Annotated in this window: 19 protein-coding genes; 1 reads left to right on the forward strand and 18 read right to left on the reverse strand. The window is 37.3% G+C overall.

Annotated elements, in window-relative coordinates; all coding sequences use genetic code 11:
• Nucleotides 1–60: 60 nt before the first annotated feature.
• The 14 genes from FDO66_RS04440 to FDO66_RS04505 form a co-directional block, all read right to left on the reverse strand.
• The gene (locus tag FDO66_RS04440; protein ID WP_141431212.1) at nucleotides 61–2,106 is read right to left on the reverse strand and encodes a molybdopterin oxidoreductase family protein; all 2,046 of its coding nucleotides are present in this window, start codon (nucleotides 2,104–2,106) and stop codon (nucleotides 61–63) included.
• A gap of 31 nt (nucleotides 2,107–2,137) precedes the next feature.
• Entirely contained in the window at nucleotides 2,138–3,127 is a 990-nt protein-coding gene (gene ftsY / locus FDO66_RS04445; protein WP_141431213.1) for a signal recognition particle-docking protein FtsY, read from the reverse strand.
• Between the two features lie 50 nt (nucleotides 3,128–3,177).
• On the reverse strand, nucleotides 3,178–6,744 hold the full coding sequence (gene smc, locus FDO66_RS04450) for a chromosome segregation protein SMC (RefSeq protein ID WP_141431214.1): 3,567 nt from the start codon (nucleotides 6,742–6,744) through the stop codon (nucleotides 3,178–3,180).
• 33 nt (nucleotides 6,745–6,777) lie between these two features.
• Nucleotides 6,778–7,533, reverse strand: coding sequence for a ribonuclease III (gene rnc, locus FDO66_RS04455; protein WP_141431215.1), 756 nt, complete (start codon nucleotides 7,531–7,533; stop codon nucleotides 6,778–6,780).
• Between the two features lie 251 nt (nucleotides 7,534–7,784).
• Nucleotides 7,785–8,018: an acyl carrier protein gene (acpP, locus tag FDO66_RS04460; RefSeq protein WP_141431216.1), complete on the reverse strand. Its 234-nt coding sequence runs from the start codon at nucleotides 8,016–8,018 to the stop codon at nucleotides 7,785–7,787.
• Nucleotides 8,019–8,100: 82 nt separating this feature from the next.
• A complete protein-coding gene (gene fabG, locus FDO66_RS04465; protein WP_141431217.1) occupies nucleotides 8,101–8,844 on the reverse strand; it encodes a 3-oxoacyl-[acyl-carrier-protein] reductase in 744 nt (247 codons plus the stop codon).
• Entirely contained in the window at nucleotides 8,841–9,788 is a 948-nt protein-coding gene (gene fabD / locus FDO66_RS04470; protein WP_141431218.1) for an ACP S-malonyltransferase, read from the reverse strand. The genes fabG and fabD overlap by 4 nt, the downstream gene beginning before the upstream one ends.
• A gap of 2 nt (nucleotides 9,789–9,790) precedes the next feature.
• Entirely contained in the window at nucleotides 9,791–10,816 is a 1,026-nt protein-coding gene (gene plsX, locus FDO66_RS04475) for a phosphate acyltransferase PlsX (RefSeq protein ID WP_141431219.1), read from the reverse strand.
• A 96-nt stretch (nucleotides 10,817–10,912) separates the two neighbouring features.
• Entirely contained in the window at nucleotides 10,913–11,476 is a 564-nt protein-coding gene (gene fapR, locus FDO66_RS04480) for a transcription factor FapR (RefSeq protein WP_141431220.1), read from the reverse strand.
• Between the two features lie 166 nt (nucleotides 11,477–11,642).
• Nucleotides 11,643–13,691 (reverse strand): ATP-dependent DNA helicase RecG, encoded by a 2,049-nt coding sequence (gene recG, locus FDO66_RS04485; protein ID WP_141431222.1) that lies wholly within the window; start codon nucleotides 13,689–13,691, stop codon nucleotides 11,643–11,645.
• 1 nt (nucleotide 13,692) lies between these two features.
• Nucleotides 13,693–14,571 (reverse strand): L-serine ammonia-lyase, iron-sulfur-dependent, subunit alpha, encoded by an 879-nt coding sequence (sdaAA, locus tag FDO66_RS04490; protein ID WP_141431223.1) that lies wholly within the window; start codon nucleotides 14,569–14,571, stop codon nucleotides 13,693–13,695.
• Between the two features lie 65 nt (nucleotides 14,572–14,636).
• Nucleotides 14,637–15,299 carry an L-serine ammonia-lyase, iron-sulfur-dependent subunit beta gene (gene sdaAB / locus FDO66_RS04495; RefSeq protein ID WP_141431225.1) on the reverse strand — a complete coding sequence of 221 codons (663 nt, stop codon included), beginning with the start codon at nucleotides 15,297–15,299 and terminating at the stop codon, nucleotides 14,637–14,639.
• A 95-nt stretch (nucleotides 15,300–15,394) separates the two neighbouring features.
• A complete protein-coding gene (locus FDO66_RS04500; protein WP_141431226.1) occupies nucleotides 15,395–17,068 on the reverse strand; it encodes a DAK2 domain-containing protein in 1,674 nt (557 codons plus the stop codon).
• A 17-nt stretch (nucleotides 17,069–17,085) separates the two neighbouring features.
• Nucleotides 17,086–17,448: an Asp23/Gls24 family envelope stress response protein gene (locus tag FDO66_RS04505; protein WP_141431227.1), complete on the reverse strand. Its 363-nt coding sequence runs from the start codon at nucleotides 17,446–17,448 to the stop codon at nucleotides 17,086–17,088.
• A 300-nt stretch (nucleotides 17,449–17,748) separates the two neighbouring features.
• Here FDO66_RS04505 and rpmB point away from each other — a divergent pair, with 300 nt between their 5' ends.
• A complete protein-coding gene (gene rpmB, locus FDO66_RS04510; protein WP_007087786.1) occupies nucleotides 17,749–17,937 on the forward strand; it encodes a 50S ribosomal protein L28 in 189 nt (62 codons plus the stop codon).
• Between the two features lie 162 nt (nucleotides 17,938–18,099).
• Here rpmB and spoVM read toward each other — a convergent pair whose 3' ends face one another.
• From spoVM to rsgA, 4 genes are all read right to left on the reverse strand, one after another.
• Nucleotides 18,100–18,177 carry a stage V sporulation protein SpoVM gene (gene spoVM / locus FDO66_RS04515; protein ID WP_141431396.1) on the reverse strand — a complete coding sequence of 26 codons (78 nt, stop codon included), beginning with the start codon at nucleotides 18,175–18,177 and terminating at the stop codon, nucleotides 18,100–18,102.
• Between the two features lie 83 nt (nucleotides 18,178–18,260).
• Nucleotides 18,261–18,908 (reverse strand): thiamine diphosphokinase, encoded by a 648-nt coding sequence (locus FDO66_RS04520; RefSeq protein WP_141431228.1) that lies wholly within the window; start codon nucleotides 18,906–18,908, stop codon nucleotides 18,261–18,263.
• Nucleotides 18,909–19,003: 95 nt separating this feature from the next.
• Nucleotides 19,004–19,648: a ribulose-phosphate 3-epimerase gene (rpe, locus tag FDO66_RS04525; RefSeq protein WP_141431229.1), complete on the reverse strand. Its 645-nt coding sequence runs from the start codon at nucleotides 19,646–19,648 to the stop codon at nucleotides 19,004–19,006.
• A 2-nt stretch (nucleotides 19,649–19,650) separates the two neighbouring features.
• Nucleotides 19,651–20,532: a ribosome small subunit-dependent GTPase A gene (gene rsgA, locus FDO66_RS04530; RefSeq protein ID WP_141431230.1), complete on the reverse strand. Its 882-nt coding sequence runs from the start codon at nucleotides 20,530–20,532 to the stop codon at nucleotides 19,651–19,653.
• Between the last annotated feature and the right edge of the window lie 7 nt (nucleotides 20,533–20,539).

The following is a 20,539-nucleotide window of genomic DNA, read 5'->3' on the forward strand; positions in this document are numbered from 1 at the left end:
TCATTATTTTTGGTTTTGACACTCTCTTGTTTTATAAAGGTTCATATTTTTTTCATGAAATTATATCGTTTTGTGCACTTTTTTCACATTTACTCTACCTGAAAAAAAGGTTGCTCCGCCGCCCATATCAGCAATTCTGTCAGGAGTAAGGCTGTTCACGAGCTGCTTCTTGTCTTTTTCATCTGCCCATAAGCCTTGGGTTACAACCACTCCAGGCAGGACGTTATCACCTACGGATGCAATGATTTCGCACTCTCCTCGGTCATTCCACACCTTGACTAGGTCACCATTTTCAATGCCATTAAGACTAGCATCCTGAACGTTCATAAATAGCTTTGGATATTTCTCCATAGAGACATGCTTTTCATTGTTTGAAAAGGTTGAATTCAAAAAGTTGTGATTTGGTGCTGGGATATACAAATAAGTTCCATCCGTTTCACCTTCAAGCGGAATATAGGTAGGAAGGGAAGGATACCCGTCTTCCTCCATTTTTTTCGAATAAAGCTCAATTTTCCCACTTGGTGTTTTAAGTGGAAATAAGGATTTTGAGCTTGCTTTTACATATTGATTTTCAAGCAGTGCTTGTAATGTAATCCCCTCAATATATGGATTATTTTCATAATCAAGCGCCTGTTCAATCATTTCTTCCTCTGAATCTAGAAAAACGGAATCCGTATAACCCATTCCATTTGCTAATAGACGCATCACTTCAACGTTTGATTTTGATTCACCGTACTTTTCGATAACTGGTTGTTGAATTTGCATATATTGATGCCAATAAGAAGTATAAATATCCATATTTTCAAATGCTGACGTTGCCGGCAAAACAATATCTGCATATGCAGCCGTCTCTGTGAAGAATAAATCATGGACAACGGTAAAAAGATCATCTCTCATTAATCCTTCTTTTACTTTATTCGCACTGGGAGCCACTACAACAGGATTGCAGCTATACACAAACATGGATCGAATTGGCTGATCGTTTTGCAGCAATTCCTGCCCAATTTGATTCATGTTAATTATTCGAGTTTGCTGGTTCTTTAATAAATCTGGTCTTTGCAAAGCATCTGTATTTTGAGCTAAATACCCTGAATTTGATTTTATAGCCCCGCCTCCCTTAACAAGCCATTGACCAGTTAAAGCAGGAAGACAAGAGATGGTTCTTACGCACATTCCCCCATTGTCATGATGCTGCAGCCCATTGCCAATTCTTATGAAAGAAGGAGATGTCTTCCCATACATCCGCGCAAGCTTGTAAATATCTTCGACTGGCACTCCTGTTATGCCCGATACGGTTTGAGGATCATATTGCAGGACATGCTTTTGTAATTCATGATCTCCAACCGTATATTCATTTAAAAAATCTCTATTCACCATATTTTCTGCATATAGAATATGCATAAGTCCTAATGCAAGTGCACTATCCGTTCCTGGTAAAATAGGAATAAACCAATCCGCTACCCGACCCGTATGATTTTTATGAACATCAATAACGACGATTTTCGCCCCATTTTTTCTTGCTTTTTGAGCGATTGTCATCTGATGCATATTTGTACTGACTGCATTAATTCCCCAAAACAAAAACAGCTTTGTATCGGTTGTTTCTTCAGGGTCAATCCCGATGCTGTCACCCATTGTGTATTTATAGCCTATCGAACCCGCTGCTTGACAAATGGTGCGATCTAACCTGCTTGCACCAAGTCGATGGAAAAAGCGCCGATCCATCCCTTCAGCGTTTAATACCCCCATATTCCCGTAAAAGCTATAAGGCAGAATACTTTCTGGCCCATATTCCTCGATCAATTCCTTCCAGCGGTTTGTGATCGTTGAAACGGCTTCGTTCCAGCTAATTCGTTCGAATTTGCCTTCCCCTTTTTTGCCGACTCGTTTCATTGGATATTGAAGACGATTCGGATCATAAATTCTTTCAGCCATATTCCTTACTTTATTACAAATATTCCCTTTAGTAACCGGGTGGTTCGGATCCCCTTCTACCTTTATGATTTTCCCATTTTGCTTATGAACGAGTAACCCACATTGGTCTGGACAATCAAGTGAGCATACAGAAGGAAATATCCCATCCTTTTGATGTAAATAATCTTGCATGATTATCACCTTTATCCTATTAAAGTCTCCCTTAATCCTCAGTTTCTTCTATAATATCTGCAAAAAGTCCGTAAACATATTTTTCTGCATCAAAGGCTTGAAGATCATCCATTTTTTCCCCTAATCCTACAAATTTTACTGGAATGTTTAATTCATTGCGGATGGCGATAACAATTCCACCCTTTGCTGTTCCATCCAGCTTTGTTAACACAATTCCACTTACATTTGTCGCTTCCTTAAAGGTTTTTGCTTGTATCAGCGCATTTTGACCTGTCGTCGCATCTAGAACGAGCAAAACTTCATGGGGTGCATCAGGTACTTCACGCTGAATGACCCGCTTTACTTTTTCTAGTTCTTTCATTAAATTCACTTTATTTTGCAATCGGCCAGCTGTATCACAAAGTAAAATGTCTGCTTCTCTTGATTTAGCCGCTTGTATCGCATCAAACATAACTGCAGCTGGATCAGTTCCAGCTTCCTGCTTGATGACATCGACTCCAGATCGCTCTCCCCATACCTCTAGTTGTTCAATGGCTCCTGCTCGAAACGTATCTCCTGCTGCCAATAGAACTTTTTTTCCTTCATTTTTGTATTTGTGGGCAAGCTTCCCAATAGTCGTCGTTTTCCCTACACCGTTTACTCCAACAAACAAAATAACGGTTAACCCCTTTGGTTGAAGATTGATGTTGGAGCTTGAAGAGTCTCCACCTTCATAAATCGAGATGAGCTTTTCAGAAATAACAGAATGTACTTCTTTTGGATCTTGAATATTTTTTAGCTTGACTTCCTTTTTTAGCTCTTCTACTAGTTCCATGACGGTATCAAAACCAACATCCGCTTGAATCAAGATTTCCTCAAGCTCTTCAAAAAAGTCCTCATCCACTTTACGGTATTTTGCTACAAGCTCATTTACTTTGCTGGCAAAATTATCTCTCGTTTTCGTTAAGCCATGCTTAAATTTATCTGAAACCGAATCCGTTTGCTGTGAAATTTTATCTTTTAGTTTTTTAAAAAAACTCATCCTGTCACATCCTTTGTTCTCAATAACACATTCCTTCATTTGTTCTATTTCTATTGGGCAATGAGCTCATTTGTATCTCCAAGCTTAACTGATACTACTTTGGAAACTCCTGATTCCTGCATGGTTATACCATACAGCACATCTGCTTCCTCCATCGTACCTTTTCTATGAGTAATGACAATAAACTGCGTCTCAGAGCTATAATGTTTTAAATATTGGCTGAAACGAACAACATTGGCTTCATCGAGAGCTGCTTCCACTTCATCCAAAATACAAAATGGAACTGGGCGAACCTTAAGGATCGAAAAAAGCAAAGCAATTGCTGTAAGTGCTCTTTCTCCACCTGAAAGCAGGCCAAGATTTTGAAGCTTTTTCCCTGGCGGCTGAGCTACAATTTCAACACCCGTTCGCAACAAATCGTCTGGATCTGTCAGCCTTAAATCTGCTCTTCCACCGCCGAATAAGGCTTGAAATACAGATTCAAAATGGTATTGAATGCCTTTAAAGGTTTCTTCAAAACGTCTTTTCATTTCAATATCCATTTCATCAATCACTTTAAATAAAGTATCTTTAGCTTCCTGTAAATCCGTTTTTTGCTCTAATAAAAATTCAAATCTTTCAGATACTCTTTCATATTCTTCAATTGCGCCCAAATTAACCGTTCCTAATTCCTCAATGGCAAGTTTGATTAACTTAACCTTTTTACGTGCTTCATCTACTGGAATTGTTAAAGGATATTGTTCCTTTGCCCCTTCATAGGACAGCAAATACTCTTCTCTTAAATGAGTCAAACGATTTTCCAGCTCAACATCTAATCGGTTTATTTTTATTTCTTCATCCGTTAAATTTTGCAGCATTCCTTTATGCTGCCTTTTAAGCTCCTTCGTTTCTAGCTCAAGCTGCCCAAGTACTTCCTGTAAATGAACACGGTTATTTTTTTTATTTGAAATAAATGCCGTTGTCTCCTGCTTATCATGCAGCTTTTGTTTGGCAGCTTTCTCTAAATACTCTTCCCCAGAAGTGCTGTCAGACATTTCATTAGAAAGTAATTCAAGATCTTCCTCCAAGATTGAGAACTTTGACTCTTGTTCTTCTAATTCATTTTTTATCAAAGCTAATTTTTCTTGAGCATGGATGAATTGTTCATTCTTTGCAGCTGATTGCACTCTTAGCTCACTGATTTCTAATGAAAGTGATTCCTTTGAAAGCTCTTGGTTGTTTTTTTGCTCAATGAATCGATTTATTTCCATATCTAAAGTAGAAATTTGACTTTCTTTTTCCTTTAGAAGGATTTCTAACTCATTTTGACGATCTTTTAATTTTTCATTTTCTTCCTTGAATTCAGCTGTGTTCATATCATAAATAGACAATCGTTCATTTATATTTCTTTCTTCAATTTCAACTTCCTTTAAATCTCCCAAGAAGGATTGCTCCTGTATCCGCAGTTCTTCGCCTGTTTGTCTCAACGTATTTATTTCATCTTCTTTACTTTGGATATCTTTTTTTAATTGCTTCACTTTATCTTCAAGTAAAACGGTTTTATCCTTCATTTCTTCAAGCTTACCTTTTAACTCTTCTAGCTCTCCTTTTCTCGATAACAAAGAGGATGATTTTTGTTTCATGGCACCCCCAGTCATCGATCCACCAGGATTGACAATATCACCATCAAGCGTAACGAAACGGCATCGATAAAGAAGCTGCTTAGCCATCTCATTTGCCCCTTTTAAATCCTTTGCAATGACAACGGATCCAAGAAGATTATGAATGATTTCAATAAATTGTGCATCATATTGAATAAGGTCAGCAGCGATGCCTACAAAGGAAGGATGCTGTTTGATTTCGGCTAATTGATGAGAAGAAATAGCTTTACGTTTGACAACAGTTAATGGGAGGAAGGTAGCTCGTCCATATGAATGCTTCTTTAAATATTGAATGGCATTTCTTCCGCTTTCTTCCGTATTTACAACAATATGCTGAGTTGCTCCACCAAGTGCAATTTCAATGGCTGTTTCATATGTTTTAGGAACACGAATTAGTTCTGCAACAGCACCAACAATCCCTTGCAGCTTCCCTGAACGAGCTTTAAGGATTTCTTTCACTCCTTGGAAAAAGCCAGAATAGTCCTCTTCCATCTCTTCTAACATATCTTTTCTTGATTTTGCTTGCTGTAAATATTGATAGGCTTGATATAAAGCTGTTTCTTGTTTTTGATAACGAGCTTTTGATTTTTCTATTTCCGCTTGCTCCGACTGAAAAAGATGAATTTGCTTTTCGATTTTCTCTTGAGCACTCTTCAGCTTATTCTTAATCATATTTTTCTTATCAACAATTTTTTCCCGCTCATCAACATATCTGATATTTGTTTCTTCAAGCTTCGTAAATTTAACCTGCTGCTGATCTAATTGGAGACAAATATTTCTTAATTCATTTTTTGATGCTGCCTGTTCATTTAGGAGTTCGATATAGTCACTTTTCAATGAGTCAATCTTTTGTTCCAAATTCTCGCTTAATAGCTGGAACTGCTCTTCTTTTTTCTTTAATTGAAATCTTAATTCATTTGCTTCAAATGTACGCCTTTCTGTTAAAGCCTCTTCGAACTTTTTTTGTTCTATTAATGAATCTACCTTTTTCTTTACATCAATAATCAATTGCTGAAGCTGTTCTTTGTTTTGAAAAGCATTCTTTTTTCTTTCTTTTAAAACTTCTTTTCTGCCCTCTAGTTTTTCAAGCTCTTCACTAGCATGCAGTAAAACATTTTGCATGTCACTAATAGATTCGTCAAGGATTTTTATTTGATCTCTTGCTTCATCGATCTTAGCTTCTTTTTCTTGAAGTCTCGCTGAAAGATTTTCTTCATCCTTTTTATGCTGCTCAAACTGTTTAGATAATGTTTCCCAGTTTCCATGAATCTCTTCTATCTCATAGACAGTTAAAGCCACTTCGATTTTCTCTAGCTCTTCTTTTTTTTCAAGATAATCCTTTGCGATCGAAGCTTGGATTTTAAGAGGCTCCACCTGCCCTTCAAGCTCAAAAAGGATATCTTGTACACGATTTAAATTATCCTGTGTTTCCAGAAGCTTGCTTTCAGCTTTTTTCTTTCTTGTTTTATATTTAAGGACCCCTGCAGCTTCTTCAAAAATCGTTCTTCGCTCTTCTGCCTTACTATTAAGGATTTCTTCTACTTTTCCTTGGCTAATAATGGAGAATGCCTCTCTCCCTAAGCCCGAGTCTAAAAATAAATCAACAATATCCTTTAACCTGCAATTTTGCTTGTTAATTAGAAATTCACTATCACCTGATCGATAGACTCTTCTTGTCACACTTACTTCATTATATTCAATTGGCAGCAATTTTTTTTCATTATCTAGTATTAATGAGACCTCTGCAAAATTAAGAGACTTTCTAGAGTCACTGCCAGCAAAAATAATATCCTCCATTTTTGCTCCACGTAAAGATTTTGCTGACTGCTCACCTAGTACCCATCTTATGGCATCAATAATATTACTTTTCCCACTTCCGTTCGGTCCTACGACAGCCGTAACTCCAGGGACAAAATCAACGTCAATGCGCTCAGCAAAGGATTTAAAACCGATAATCTCTAATCGTTTTAAAAACACTCTTCTAAGTCCCCCTATTCTCTAAGTATGTTATTACTCGTTGTTGGTTATGTCTTGAATATGAGATTTTAACATTGACAGTGCCATTTGTGCTGCGTGCTGTTCAGCTTCTTTTTTCGAACGGCCTTTGCCAGATCCGAGCTTCGTTCCATTTAATAACACAACTGAAACAAATTCTCTGTTATGTGCAGGTCCTTTTTCATATATTACTTCATATTCAAGCACACCAGCCCCGTCTCTTTGCACCTGCTCCTGGAGCTGACTTTTGAAATCCATCACATGAGAAAAAGCACCGGCATTAATTTTTGGAAAAACAACTATTTCTAAAAAATGAACAACTGTCTCTATTCCTTTGTCTAAATAAAGAGCACCAATAAAAGCTTCAAAAACATCCGCAAGCAAAGCAGGTCTTTCTCTTCCTCCAGTCATTTCTTCACCTTTTCCAAGTAAAACACATTCTCCAAAAGAGAGTTCATTTGCAAAGGAAACTAAGGAAGGTTCACAAACAACAGCTGCTCTTAATTTAGTCAATTCTCCTTCACTCATCATCGGATATTTTTTAAACAAAAATTGAGAAACAGTGAGTTCTAGTACAGCATCTCCTAAAAATTCCAGCCTTTCATTATCTTCATAAGGCTTTCTACGATGCTCATTCACATAGGATGAATGAGTAAAAGCTTGTTTCAATAATTTTATATTATGAAAGTGAACATCTATTTTCACTTGCAAATCTTTTAACAATTTATCATTTGAACGGTTGATTTTTTTTTCTTTTCCATTCCCTCGCATCATGCATCCACCTTGCTTTAATTTACCATCCATTTAAGTGTACGTAATCATTTATAAAAATGCAAAGAAACTTGGTAAATGCGTTCATTCACCAAGTACAAATAACAGAAGAAAGAGGGCGACCCATGGCACCTACATCCTCCTAATGTTAATAAATATAGTGTTCAAACTGTTTTTTGAAAACTATACAGGCCATTGGAGTGTTAGATACTTTGTTAGGGTCTCCCTCTCTTTTCATTCGGATCCAACGATTAAAGACTACCTTTTATGTAATTAACAGCGTCACCCACTGTTGCAATTTTTTCAGCATCTTCGTCAGAGATTTCCATATCAAACTCATCTTCTAATTCCATAACAAGTTCTACTACGTCAAGGGAATCAGCACCAAGATCATCTTTAAATGAAGCTTCAAGAGAAACCTGTGATTCTTCAACACCTAAGCGGTCAACGATGATCTTCGTTACACGTTCTAATACATCTGCCATTCTCGTTCACCTCCCCTCATGGGACATTATAGATGATTTCTTCAAATTAATAAATGATCTTTATAAATTTTTTCTTATTCGCTTACATGACCATTCCGCCATCAATGTTTAAAGTCTGACCTGTCATATAACGACTTTCATCAGACGCTAAAAAGACAACTGCCTGAGCGATATCAGCAGGATCTCCAAGTCGTGCAAGCGGTATTTGTTTTAGCATTTCTGCTTTTAATTCATCGGTTAATTTATCCGTCATATCTGTAGTGATAAAACCAGGCGCCACAGCATTTACTGTGATTCCACGAGATGCAAGTTCTTTTGCAGAAGTTTTAGAAAGTCCGATAACCCCGGCTTTTGCAGCAACATAATTAGCTTGCCCTGCATTCCCGCTCACACCTACAATTGAAGATATGTTTATAATTCTTCCGCTTCTTTGTTTCATCATTTGTCTTGTAACGGCTTTTGTGCATAAGAAAACGCCTTTTAAATTAATATTAATGACTTGATCCCATTCTTCCTCTTTCATTCTCATTAATAAGTTATCTTTCGTAATCCCTGCATTATTAACGAGTATATCAAGCTTTCCAAAAGTATCAATCGTTTCTTTTACCATATTCGAAACAGAATCACTATTAGAAACATCACATTGCACTGCAAAAGCATTTCTTCCTAGGCCTTTAATTTCTTCTACAACCTGTAAAGCACTGGCTTCGCTTCCAGCATAGTTAACAGCTACATCTGCCCCTTGTCTTGCAAGCTCTAGCGCTATTTCTTTTCCTATTCCTCTTGAAGCCCCAGTTACAAGAGCTGTTTTACCTTCAAGTCTCATTTTAATTCCTCCTTAAAGGCTTCTACGACTGCTTGGCATGTTTCGATATCTGATACATTGTAAACTTTAACCGATCTATTCACTTTCTTCACTAACCCCGTTAATACTTTACCAGGGCCAATTTCAATAAAGGTATCAACGCCCAGCTCAAGCATTTTTTGGACAGAGTCTTCCCATAATACTGGAGAATAGAGCTGTTCTACTAATTTTACTTTGATATCAACTGCATCAGACATAATAGAAGCTGTCACGTTCGCAATGACTGGTATATTCGCATTTTGAAGCGATATTTCATTTAATACGTTTTTAAATTTTTCTGCAGCAGGCTTCATCAGCTCTGAGTGAAATGGTCCGCTAACTTGTAGTGGAATAGCTCGTTTTGCCCCTTTTAGCTTAGCTTTTTCAGATGCATCCTCAACTCCCTGTTTTGTTCCTGATATGACAATTTGACCAGGACAATTTAGGTTCGCTAGTTGAACTGAATGTCCATCTTCTGTTACTTCATCTGTTATAGATCGAAGTGTGTCTCGGTCTAACCCTAAAACTGCAGCCATGGCACCTTCCCCATTAGGAACAGCTTCATCCATTAACTCTCCTCTTTTTCGGACAGCCTTTACCCCATCCTCAAAAGAGAAAACACCTGCAGCAACAAGTGCTGTATACTCCCCTAAGCTGTGACCAGCTACATAATCAGGCTTTATATCAAATTGCTTAAAATATTCTAACACAGCGATGCTTGTTGTCAACAAGGCTGGCTGTGCATTATACGTAATGGTCAATTCTTCTGCTGGACCTTCAAAGATCAGCTTTGATAAATCTATATTTAAAGCTTGATTTGCTTTTTCAAAAATTTCTTTTGAGTCGTTATTTGCTTCAGCAAGGGATTGTCCCATCCCAACTGCTTGAGAACCTTGTCCTGGAAATAAAAAAGCTATTTTCCCCATTTTCATTCACCTTTCACTTCTATATCTGATTTAATGAACATTTCAGAAGATTTTTCTACTGCAGATTGTACTGTACTAGACACTTGAGCTTGAATCATATTTCTTGTTTGCCGAACGGCATTATAAATCGCATTGGCATCAGATGATCCATGTGCCTTAATTACAGGAGCCTTTAAACCGAATAAGCCTGCCCCACCGTACTCAGAATAGTCTAGTTTTTCTCTTAATTTCAACAGATCGGGCTTTAATACTGCTGCTGCTAATTTACTCTTCAAGCTACTCGTTAAGGCTGATTTTAACATTTTAAACATCGATAGCGCTGTACCTTCAACAGTTTTCAGAACCATATTTCCAGTAAAGCCATCAGTAACGGCAACATCACAAACGCCATTTAGCAGATCCCTAGCTTCTATATTTCCGATGAACTGCAAATCCGAACTTTCCAATAACTCAAATGCTTTTTTTGTTAATTCATTGCCTTTCTTTTCTTCAGTACCAATATTTAAAAGACCCACTCTTGGATTAGAAATGCCTCTAACTTTATTTGCGTATATGGAACCCATCATAGCATATTGGAGCAAATGCTCAGGCTTTGCATCAACGTTAGCACCAACATCTAATAATAAAAAGCCTTCTCCCCCAATTGTCGGTAGTGTAGGAGCTAACGCAGGTCGTTCTATTCCTTTAATACGTCCGATTACGAATAGTCCTGTTGCCATAAGTGCACCTGTATTTCCTGCAGAAATACATCCATCTGCTTTACCATCTGCTACTTGCTGAGCACTCAATACCATCGATGAATTTTTTTTCTTTCGCACAGCTCTTACAGGCTCATCTGTTCCTAAAATAACTTCATCCGTATGTAAAATGCTTATTCTCTCAGTATTTGTTAAAAAAGGCTTAATTTGTTCTTCATTTCCTACGAGTGTTATATGTACATCGTCAAAAGCGCTGACAGCTTTCATCGCACCAAGAACGATTTCCTTTGGGGCATGATCCCCGCCCATTGCATCAATGGCTATTTTCATTTTGTCTCACCCTCAACCATTTATTTTTAATAGAACATGTTCAAAAAGAAGGACAAATAGAGCTAAGAAGTTTTAAAAGCAAAGCATTAAGGGAATTTACTTTTTTGAACGATACATTTCAAATTCACCCTTAAAAACTAAATCATTATTGACAAAGCTATTGACTTCTACAAGCGTTCTCCCATGCAAATGATCAATTTTCAACACTTTTGCTTTTGCAATAACTCGATTGTTTTCTTTGACAGGCTGTGTAAATTGAATCGTTGCTTTCGCTGTTAATGCTAGCTCATCATTTATAACTGCTACAGCTAGAGAATTAGCTTGTGCAAACAAATGATGCCCTCGAGCAATTTGATTTCTCTTAAAAACATGCTCTTCCTTTACATCAAAAATGGAGATGGCTGTATGATCTAATTCTATATCAATGATTTCTCCAATAATTTCTTCTAAAGGCAAGGATCTAACCTCATCTTCAAACCTTTTTTCAGCAACATTCTTTATTCTTTCCCTTAATTCAGGGATCGATAATTCTAATCGATCTAATCGAATCGTTTGAACACTTACTGAAAAGGTTTCCGCTAATTCTTCATCCGTGATAAAAGGATTCGTTTTGATCGTTTCCTTTAATAATTTTTGACGCTCTTTTTTGTTTTTTCTCATATTATATACACCGTCCGAGCTATTAAGACTAGGTACTAATAGTAGTATATAATTAAAAAAAGGAGATTGCAAGACACGATTGTATCTTGTAATCTCCCTTCTTTAATAAATGTAAATTGCGGTTATGAAGAGAGCAAATATTTTTTATTCAATTTTTTTGGTAAAATCAGTCCAATTTTTCTCCTCTTAGGACACCTGATTTCTCTAACATTGTTCTTAAATAAGAATATTCATTTGATTCCCAGAACACTTTCGATTGGATAAGAGCAGCAGCATCATTTCTCGCTGTTTCTAATGCCCGATAATCATGAACCATATCAGCTATTTTAAATTCAGGAAGACCGCTTTGTTTTTTGCCAAAAAAATCTCCTGGTCCTCTTAGCTCTAAGTCTTTTTCACTTAATAAAAATCCATCGTTTGTTTCAGTCATAATTTTCATTCTTTCCTTCCCAACCTCTGATTTGGGATCCGCTAACAAAATACAATAGGATTGTTCACTGCCTCTGCCAACCCTTCCTCGAAGCTGGTGAAGCTGAGAAAGCCCAAATCTTTCTGCATCATATATGACCATAACAGAAGCATTAGGAACATTAACACCTACCTCAACAACGGTGGTAGAAACAAGCACTTGAGTGTCATTTTGGCTAAACTCTTTCATGGCTAGTTCTTTTTCAGAGGAAGAAAGTCGCCCATGCATTAATCCAACATTAAATCGATTTTGAAAATAGTGACTGAGCGTTTGGTGAACATCGATGGCATTTTGAACATCCAGATTTTCAGATTCTTCGATTAAAGGACAAATGACATAAGCTTGTCTCCCTTTTTGCAATTCTTTCTCCATAAAACTTAATACCCGATCGAGCATCGTATGCTTTGCCCAATAGGTTTCAATGATTTTTCTCCCAGCCGGCATTTCATCGATAATCGATACATCCATTTCACCGAAGGCTGTAATTGCTAATGTTCGAGGAATTGGTGTAGCAGTCATAAATAATACATCAGGATGCTCGCCTTTTTCTCTGAGAATTCTCCTTTGCTCTACCCCAAAACGGTGTTGCTCATCCGTGATCACCAATCCTAAATGTTTGAACTCCACTTCATCCTGAATAAGCGCATGCGTTCCAATGATGATATGAATGTCTCCAAGTCTTAATTGTGATAAGATTTCCTTTCTCTTCTTCCCTTTAACGGAGCTTGTTAAAAGCACACAGATTAGACCAAAAGGTTCTAGTAATTGTTTTAAAGAGGAGGCGTGCTGCTCTGCTAAAATTTCAGTTGGCACCATCAATGCACCCTGGTAGCCTGAAGTTACACTTGCATATAATGCAATTGCAGCTACAACAGTTTTTCCAGATCCAACATCTCCTTGCAGCAAACGGTTCATTCGAAAAGGACTTTTCATATCCTTTAGTATTTCATTTACTACTCTTTTTTGTGCACCTGTTAACGGAAAAGGAAGGTGATCAATAAAATCCTTCACCTTTTCAAGTTGATAATCTTGACCAATCCCTTTTGTTTGTTCTCTTTCATACTTCCTTAATGCTTGCATTTTAAGTTGAAACATTAAAAATTCTTCATACACAAACCTTCTTCTAGCCTGTTTGATGCTTTGCTGCCCCTCAGGAAAATGAATATATTTTAATGCTTCCTTACGATTTAATAATTTATATTTAGATAAGAGCGATACAGGTAGAACTTCTACGATTTCTTCCCCATATTGGGACAAAGCTCGACTAATGAATCGGCGAATTCCTTTAACTGTTAACTTCCCCTTTACGAGATAAACCGGCTCAAAATCATTGCTCTTTGTATTCGATCCTTGTTGCCATTCATTTGCCGTGATAGTTTGTCGATGTTGATCCCATTTTCCAGTTATTGTAATTGCGTCGTTTATAGATAATTTCTTTTTTATATAAGGCTGATTAAAAAAGATCACTTGAATTAAATATCTTCCGACTAATAATCGAAATGTTAAACGAGATTTCTTTCGACCGTAATACATCAAGACAGGCTCACTGTGTATATTTCCTTCAACCGTGACTTTTTCATCATGCTTTACCTCTGCCAAATCCCTTAAGCGATAATCCTCATAGCGAAAAGGAAAATATTCTAGCAAATCATGAATGGTATGGATATTCATCGCAGCAAATGCTTCTGCTGTTTCAATACCAACTCCACTTAAATTTGTAATGGATTGCGATAAATTCACTTTCACCCTAACTTTGCGAAACACCAAATATTTTCGCTTCAAGCGATCGGCCAGTCGGTGTTGCCGCTAAACCTCCTTGTGCAGTTTCCCTTAATGCAACAGGCATTGTTTGGCCAATTTTATACATGGCTTCTATTACTTCATCACACGGAATTCTACTTGTAATCCCTGCAAGCGCCATATCAGCCGCGATCATTGCATTCGCAGCTCCCATCGCATTTCTTTTGACGCACGGCACTTCTACAAGACCAGCAACAGGATCACAAACGAGACCAAGCATGTTTTTTAGTGTTATCGCCATTGCTTCAGCACTTTGTTCGGGTGTTCCCCCTGCCATTTCAACAATAGCTGCTGCTGCCATCCCAGAAGCGGATCCTACTTCTGCTTGACACCCTCCTGCTGCCCCTGAAATTGATGCATTATTTGCCATAACAAATCCAAATGCTCCTGCTGTAAATAAGAAAGAGACCATCTGCTCCCGGGATGGCTTCAGTTTATTTTGAACAGCAAACAAAGTTCCGGGAACAACACCAGCAGAGCCAGCTGTTGGTGTTGCACAGATGGTCCCCATTGCAGCATTTACTTCGTTTGTTGCAACAGCCTTGCTAACTGCATCTAATATGGTTTCCCCAGACAAAAATTGCCCTTTTTTAATATATTCATGTAAAAGAACTGCATCACCGCCCGTTAAGCCTGAGTGGGATTGAACACCCCTTAAGCCTTTTTCAACAGCTTGCTCCATTATAGTCAAATTCAGCTCCATTTGCGCTAAAATCTCTTCTTTCGATCGCCCCGTTAATTCCATTTCTTGCTCAATCATAATTTCTGAGATTTTCTTCTTTCTTAGATTTGCAAGTTCTACTAACTCTGCTACATTCCGAAACACGTAATCATCCCTCCAAATCATCTCTTTTTTTTTGATTAAAATTCACACAAGTACTCTTCCTATCCTTAATCAATAATCTTGGTGACCTTTAACACATTTTCTACCCCTTCTAATTCCCTTAATAAAAAATCTTCTACATTCTGATCAACTTCAATGGTCATCAGCGCTTGCATTCCTTCTTCTTTTCTTGAAACCTCCATATGTCCGATATTGATTTCATATTTTGCTAGAACATTGGATACTTTGGCAATGGTACCGAATCGATCGTTATGAGCAATGAGCAGAGCAGGATGATTCCCAGATAACTTCAATTGAAAGCCGTTTAATTCTATAATCTCTATTTTTCCACCTCCAATAGAAATTCCCACTAGCTCAAGTTCACCACGCTCATCCCCCATTTGAATTCTAGCTGTATTCGGGTGATCCATAATCGCATCTTCGATCAAAAAGGTGACCTCAATCCCCTTTTGTTTTGCAATTTCAATAGCCTGTATGATTCTTTCATCATCCGTATCGTAATCAAGCAGTCCACCAACAATGGCAATATCTGTTCCATGACCTTTGTATGTGTTTGCAAATGAACCATAAAATGAGATTTTAATCCACTTTGGTTCTCGTTCAAATAAACTTCTTGCCACTCTTCCGATTCGTGCTGCACCTGCTGTATGTGAGCTTGATGGGCCAATCATAATAGGGCCGATAATATCAAAAACACTCTTAAATTTCATCCCAAGCCTCCCTTAGTATTACTTTGTAAGCCTCGTTAAATTGCTATAGATAGCAGGAAATAGAAGGGATGCCCCTTCTATTTCGTTTAACAATGTTATTCAACAGAAAAAATAAATGAATAAAGCGGCTGATTGCCTGCATGTGTTTCAATCTCAAGCTCAGCATACTCATCTTCAATTCTCTTAATCAATTCGGCTGTTTCAGCTTCTGATGCATCTTCCCCTTTAATGATGGTTAAGATTTCAGAATCTTCGTCTAGCATTTTCGTTAATAGCTCATAGGCAGTTTGTACTTTATCTTTATTCTTCACGATTATTTTGTTTTCAGCAATCCCCATATAATCATCTTTTTCAATTTCCAAACCATCAATGCAAGTGTTTCGAACGGCAAAAGTAATTTGGCCGGACTTAACATGCTTAATAGCCTCTGTCATCGCCTCTTTATTCTCTATCATACCAAGGTCAGGATGAAAAGATAGTAATGCAGAAAGCCCTTGAGGAACCGTTTTTGCTGGAATAACAGCAACTTCTTCATCTAATACTTCTGCTACTTGTTCCGCAGCCATTATAATATTTTTGTTGTTTGGTAGTATAATGATTTTTTTTGCCTTAATATTTTTAATCGCTTTCACAAAATCCTCAGTACTAGGATTCATCGTTTGCCCGCCTTCAATGATCACATGAGCTCCCATACTTTTAAACAGTGAAGCAATCCCGCTTCCCATTGATACAGCAATAATTCCATATTCCTGCTCTTCTAATTGGGCCGGAACAGGGGCTTCTATTAATGGCTTTCCAACAATGGTTGAATGTTGCTCTCTCATATTTTCAATTTTCATATTAATAAGGCTGCCATATTGTTGACCGTAGTTTAATACTTCACCTGGCTGCTCTGAGTGAATATGTACTTTAACAATCTCATCATCCGAAATGACAAGCAAAGAATCACCATACTTGCTCATTTCATTACGAAACTTTTCCTCATTAAAAGGATGATTATTAAGTTTTTTCTCTTCAAACCGAACCATAAATTCTGTACAATAGCCATATTCAATATCTTCTGTATTTATAAAGCTTTGCACGCTTTTATGGTGTTCAGCATTCACAAGCTCATCCATGGAAGATAAAGAAAGCTTTCCATCTGGAAGCTCTTCCCCTTTTAACTCTGCTAAAAGACCTTCATAAACAAAAACCAACCCTTGACCCCCGCTATCAACGACCCCTACTTCTTTTAGCACAGGGAGCAAGTCAGGCGTTCGATTTAAAGATGCCTTTGCTTCTTTCACAACCTCTTCCATAATATAAATGATATCATCTTGATTCTCAGCCGCTTTAACAGCTGCCCGTGCAGAATCTTTAGCAACTGTTAGGATCGTTCCTTCTACAGGCTTCATAACCGCTTTATATGCCGTTTCAACTCCACCCTGTAAAGCTTTTGCAAACTCCTTTCCATTAAGAACCGATTTCTGCTCAATAGCTTTTGCAAAACCTCTGAATAATTGGGAGAGAATCACACCTGAATTCCCTCTTGCTCCCATAAGCAATCCTTTTGAAAGTGATTTTGCTACTGCACCTATATGATTTTGAACATTATTTTGAACCTCTTTTGCTCCTGAAGTGATGGACAAGCTCATATTAGTTCCTGTATCACCATCTGGAACCGGAAATACGTTTAATGCATCAACGTATTTAGCATTTGAGGATAGGTAGTTTGCTCCTTGAATAATCATTTCAGCGAAACGCTTTCCATCTAAGACAGTTATAGACACAACGCTTACCTCCCTAATTATGGGTTCGTTACACGAACTCCCTGAACGAAAATATTAACTGATTCTACCGAAAGCCCAACGGTTTTATTAAGCGTATACTTCACCTTCGATTGTACATTATGAGCGATTTCTGAAATTTTCGTTCCATAGCTAACAATGATATACATGTCAATATGGACCTCTTCACCTTCTTGACGAACGATCACACCTCGAGTAAAGTTTTCTTTTCTCAGTATGTCTGTAAGGCCATCCTTAATTTGATTTTTTGAGGCCATTCCGACGATTCCATAGCAATCTACAGCAGCACCACCTGCAAGTATTGCGATTACTTCATTTGATATATCAATTTGTCCGAATGCCGTTTTTAGTTCAATGGACATGAGTCGTTCCCCCTTTGGAAATTGCTCCTTTGCTAAAGACATTTTACTATAACGCTTTTTATTTTGAAAGCCATTCTATTTCCATCCATTTTGTCGTAAAGAAGATGTCAAGTAATTATTCTTGAAAGCTTATGCTTTCCTATTGCAATAGGATGAGTAGTATGATAAATTATTAAAGTATCTTTTAATGTAGAAAAACTTCCTTTGATTGTTTTTCACGTTTCTCAGATTGGGTAATCTGACAATTGAAATGAAAGCTTGAAGCTGAATTCAGCTTTGTTTATAAGGAGGGGAATTATTATGCCACGTAAATGTGTTGTAACTGGTAAAAAAACAACTACAGGTAATGCACGCTCCCATGCGATGAACGCAAATAAACGTACATGGGGTGCAAACCTTCAAAAAGTGCGTATTCTTGTAGACGGTAAACCTAAGCGTGTTTGGGTTTCTGCAAGAGCATTAAGATCTGGAAAAGTAGAGCGAGTTTAATTTAGAAAAAGCTCCAGTACGTTGATTAGAACGGCTGGACGCTGGATCTAGACATGAGTAAGGGTGCCCAAACAGAAATACGATTGGGCACCCTTTTTCATTGTTTAAAAAAATGGAGGATCACCACTTTTGGATAACCCTCATCTCTAAATAATGTATTATTTATTTTTTAAAAGCACCTAACATTGCTCGGACAAGTCCTCCAATAAATCTTGGCAGTTTAATCGTATAAAATTTCATGAATGATGTCCCTCCTTACACATCCTTCTTCCTCTTCCATACATATTCAAATGATGTTCATAAGTTCTTTTTTTAACAATTGTTTAGTCTTGACTCCTTACAACCATTAATATGCCCTCTTCGAATGAAAAAGTACCAGAATCATTTTTTAGTTCATTACTAATACATAGTGTTGAACTTATTGGAATATGACTATCAGTAAGTGGATATTTAAAGCCTTTTAAAGTGAGACCTTTAATATTGAATGCAATAGGGAGAAATGAAATATATTTCTTTTCATCGTTCTTTAAAATAGAATAAGTTCCTGGACCGACAAGATAAACGATGTTTTTTTGATCAATCATATAAATTTTATTGGAGTTTCCAGCTAAAAGAGGCTTTAGCATTAAATGAATATTTGCTAAGAAATGATCAATTCGTCCACCTGTAGCTCCAAAGAGTCGAATACAGGATGAATTTTGATCTAAAGCCCAATTTAATGCCAGCTCCATATCGGTTTCATCTTTCTCCGATTTATATTTTTTTATCGATTTTAGCTGCTGTTCTAATTTACTTAAATCCTCTGCAGAAATGGAATCGAAATCACCAAAAGCAATTTCAGGAATAATCCCAGCTTGATAAATGGTTTTGACTCCTCGATCTACTCCAACCCAAATACAATCTTCATGATGAAAATCAATTAGTTTTGGCATTAAATCTTCTGGTCCACTACCAACGATATGTATATCCATGAGAAACAACTCCAAAAAAAATATTCTGTTCTAGACACCTTTATTTTATCATTCTTAAGGTGGCTAGAACAGAAAGCCAATTCTTATTAAATCTATTATCCTCTTAATTCTGCAATTGCTTTTTGTCGGTCTTTTTCGTTGTAAATAGCGGAGCCTGCAACAAGAACAGTTGCACCTGCTTTGATGCAAGCTTTAGCTGTTTCCTTATTAACTCCACCATCAACTTCAATCTCAACTGATAAACCTCGCTCTTGAACCATCTCTTTCACCTTAACAATTTTAGGAAGAACGGAAGTAATGAATGATTGCCCACCAAAACCCGGGTTAACGGTCATTAAGAGGACCATATCAATATCTTCAATAATGTGTTGAATGGATTCAACAGGAGTAGCTGGATTTAAAACCACACCTGCTTTTACTCCGTAGGATTTAATTAAATGGATCGTTCTGTGTAAGTGAGGACAGGCTTCAACGTGAACAGTAATATAGTCCGCACCTGACTTTGCGAATGCTTCAATGTATTGATCAGGATTTTCAATCATTAAATGAACATCTAACGGAAGTTTTGTCACAGGGCGGATCGCATCTACAATTAATGGCCCAATTGTAATGTTTGGTACAAAATGACCATCCATCACATCAACATGGATATAATCCGCTCCCCCAATTTCAACATCTTTTATTTCTTCACCAAGCTTTGAAAAATCAGCAGATAATATGGATGGGGCAATTTTAACCATTTCTAATACCTCGGCTTTCTATCTTTAATTTCTTGTAGAAAATCTTTATAATGCTCATAACGATAGGAAGGGATACTTCCATTCGTATAAGCCTCTTTCACAGCACATTTTGGTTCCAAAAGATGAAGGCAGCCTCTAAATTTACATTTTTCGCTTTCTTCTAATATTTCAGGGAAGCATTCGTTTAAATCCTCTGCATTCATATCAATAAATTCAAGAGAGCTAAAACCTGGTGTATCAGCTACTAAACCGTTTCCTATTTCTATCAGCTCTACATGTCTTGTCGTATGCTTCCCTCTTCCTAAATAAGAAGATATATCATCTGTTTTCAGCTCTAAGTCAGGACGTAAAGCATTTAATAACGACGATTTACCGACACCTGATTGACCTGCAAAAACGGAAATGACTCCTTTTAAATAAGGAGAAAGCTCTTCTATTCCATCCTCGGTCTTTGATGAAGTTAGTAAAACTGTATACCCAGCTTGTCTATAATTAGCTGCAAATTGTTCAATCTGCATGGAATGCTCAACGCTAGCTAAATCCATTTTCGTAATACAAATGATAGGCCGGATATGATTAAACTCTACCAAGACAAGAAATCGGTCCAATAAAGTCGTGCTAAAATCTGGTTCAACAGCAGAAAAAACAAGAATTGCTTGATCTACATTGGCAATAGGCGGACGTACTAATTCATTTTTTCTTTCCTTGATTTCGAGTATATATCCATCTGTTTCATTTTCAGCTTGAAATACGACCTCATCTCCAACTAGTGGGGTAATCTTTTTTTTGCGGAATACACCCCTGCCTCGGCATTGAGTCACTTTATTCTCACTAAAAACATAGTAAAAGCCGCTTAACGCTTTAATAATTTTGCCTTCTGGCATAGCAACG

It is taken from the genome of Bacillus sp. 03113 (assembly GCF_006546985.1).
In the GTDB taxonomy this organism is placed as follows: domain Bacteria; phylum Bacillota; class Bacilli; order Bacillales; family Cytobacillaceae; genus VATK01.

What these genes read in the sequence shown, in the direction of transcription:
- FDO66_RS04520 (WP_141431228.1), bottom strand. Translation starts at nt 18,908, where the DNA reads ATGGATATACATATCGTTGGTAGTGGACCAGAAGATTTAATGCCAAAA.
- FDO66_RS04440 (WP_141431212.1), bottom strand. Translation starts at nt 2,106, where the DNA reads ATGCAAGATTATTTACATCAAAAGGATGGGATATTTCCTTCTGTATGC.
- fabG (WP_141431217.1), bottom strand. Translation starts at nt 8,844, where the DNA reads ATGAGACTTGAAGGTAAAACAGCTCTTGTAACTGGGGCTTCAAGAGGA.
- rpmB (WP_007087786.1), top strand. Translation starts at nt 17,749, where the DNA reads ATGCCACGTAAATGTGTTGTAACTGGTAAAAAAACAACTACAGGTAAT.
- fabD (WP_141431218.1), bottom strand. Translation starts at nt 9,788, where the DNA reads ATGGGGAAAATAGCTTTTTTATTTCCAGGACAAGGTTCTCAAGCAGTT.
- FDO66_RS04505 (WP_141431227.1), bottom strand. Translation starts at nt 17,448, where the DNA reads ATGTCCATTGAACTAAAAACGGCATTCGGACAAATTGATATATCAAAT.
- fapR (WP_141431220.1), bottom strand. Translation starts at nt 11,476, where the DNA reads ATGAGAAAAAACAAAAAAGAGCGTCAAAAATTATTAAAGGAAACGATC.
- rpe (WP_141431229.1), bottom strand. Translation starts at nt 19,648, where the DNA reads ATGGTTAAAATTGCCCCATCCATATTATCTGCTGATTTTTCAAAGCTT.
- rnc (WP_141431215.1), bottom strand. Translation starts at nt 7,533, where the DNA reads ATGCGAGGGAATGGAAAAGAAAAAAAAATCAACCGTTCAAATGATAAA.
- sdaAB (WP_141431225.1), bottom strand. Translation starts at nt 15,299, where the DNA reads ATGAAATTTAAGAGTGTTTTTGATATTATCGGCCCTATTATGATTGGC.
- spoVM (WP_141431396.1), bottom strand. Translation starts at nt 18,177, where the DNA reads ATGAAATTTTATACGATTAAACTGCCAAGATTTATTGGAGGACTTGTC.
- acpP (WP_141431216.1), bottom strand. Translation starts at nt 8,018, where the DNA reads ATGGCAGATGTATTAGAACGTGTAACGAAGATCATCGTTGACCGCTTA.
- ftsY (WP_141431213.1), bottom strand. Translation starts at nt 3,127, where the DNA reads ATGAGTTTTTTTAAAAAACTAAAAGATAAAATTTCACAGCAAACGGAT.
- plsX (WP_141431219.1), bottom strand. Translation starts at nt 10,816, where the DNA reads ATGAAAATAGCCATTGATGCAATGGGCGGGGATCATGCCCCAAAGGAA.
- rsgA (WP_141431230.1), bottom strand. Translation starts at nt 20,532, where the DNA reads ATGCCAGAAGGCAAAATTATTAAAGCGTTAAGCGGCTTTTACTATGTT.